This is a genomic window from Acinetobacter sp. ATCC 27244, assembly GCF_000156555.1.
GTDB classification, from domain to species: Bacteria; Pseudomonadota; Gammaproteobacteria; order Pseudomonadales; family Moraxellaceae; genus Acinetobacter; species Acinetobacter haemolyticus.
This window is the reverse complement of the sequence record NZ_GG665960.1, coordinates 92,050-93,701: the sequence shown is the minus strand read 5'-3', so window position 1 is coordinate 93,701 and position 1,652 is coordinate 92,050. Positions and strand designations below refer to the sequence as shown.

At 34.6% G+C, this 1,652-nt stretch carries 1 protein-coding gene; it reads right to left on the bottom strand.

Going from position 1 to position 1,652, the window contains the following annotated elements; genetic code table 11:
- Window positions 1–412: 412 nt before the first annotated feature.
- A partial coding sequence (locus tag HMPREF0023_RS11670; RefSeq protein WP_034437516.1) for an ATP-dependent nuclease occupies window positions 413–1,652 on the bottom strand: 1,240 nt, incomplete at its 5' end.

Sequence of the window (1,652 nt, the reverse complement as noted above, 5' to 3'; positions counted from 1 at the left end):
GCAACAAGGGAATAGAAAATCGTTTTAGGGAAAATAATAAAGATAAAAATTGCTTAGTCATGGGTATGACTCCTTTGGGTATTAAAAGAAGCTTCACCGCATTACTGTCAAATAATGGTGGCGAAACGAAAGAGGGTTGACAGACTGATACCCAAAAAGATCAGCACACCCGAAGGTGTCCCCCTCCCGTTCCGCCGCAGAGGGGGCACGCAGGGTCGCCCACCAAAAAGATAAACTTTTTAGTGTGCTTTGGGTAAGCGGTCTGTCAAAACCGACTGACGATGTAGGTCAGCAGTCGAATGATAAAATTAAGGTTGGGTTTAGTCAATTCAGGAATTTAAAACAGTCTAATTTATAAAAGAAAATAGCCGAATTAATCACATTAATTCGGCTAATAGAAATAAGTGGTAGCTTAATTTAATTTAGAAAAAAGAGTTTTCCATATATTAATAGTATCTTCAGAAATTTTGTCTCGTGAAATTTTGAGTAAATGATTTTTTACAAGTTTGGCGAACTCAACTTTCCATCCTTTCTCAAGCATAATTTCATTTGTAACAGCAAACTCTTCCAATTGTTTAAGAATGGGTAAGTCTTTAGCATAATAATCTTCAAAATCGGAATCTGGATCATTGGAACGCAATTGATATCTTGAAAGTTTTTTCATTATTGAAGGTGGTATTAAATCTTCAATTTCAGCTTGATCCATTCCTATAATTTCTGAAACTATTAAAATTGAATTAGGCGTGTCTTGGTACAAATCTTTTCTCAGAGCTTCTGCCATTTTTGAACCTTGAGTGTCACCATCTAATAAAACAGTTGGCAGTTCATCATTTTTTCCCGTTAAAAGACTTACAATAGGTTTGACTCCTCGGGTTCCTCCAGAGGGAATAAAAATTATATCCTTTTTGGGTGTTAACTCTCCAAAAGAAATTAATAAGGTTTTTATTGCTGATAAATAAATTTGATCTGAAGGACCTTCTACTAATACGGGGTTGCAATTATTGAATAACATTTCTGACACGCTTAAACCTAAGGCAGCATGTACTGGATAAATTGATTTTGTTTGAGAAGGATTGCCCTCATTTGCTCTAAGATTAGAAGAAATATTCGTGGTACCATCATCCTGAATATATACGGCTTTTACCTGATTAAGATGGTTGGAATCAACTAGAAATGGAGAGTGTGTGGTATATAAAATTTGATTAGTTTTAGACAAGTTACCAAAAAATAATGATAAATCTTTCTGTGCTAAAGGATGAAGGGATAGACCAGGTTCATCCAATAATAATATTGAATTTTTATGGGCATCTTTACTTTCAACTAAAAAGGTTAAGTAAAAGCTCAAAAACCATTGTAATCCCGTACTTCTTCCTTCTAATTCAATATCTTCAGGACGTTTATCATCAGAAACCCATATTCTAAAATGATTACCGTCTGCTTCGAATCTAAATCGATATTCACCTTGCTTCCACCAATCTCTGAATTTTGAAGTTAGTTCTGTGGATGCAGATTGCAATAAGACACTACGTTCTTTTTTTTCAGCTGCTTTGAGTTCTATCTCATCTGATGATAAATCGATATCTGCTTCAGAATCAGTTCTTCCAAGATCCAAAATATCCTTAGGTTCTAACTTTACGTAATCAAATAACACC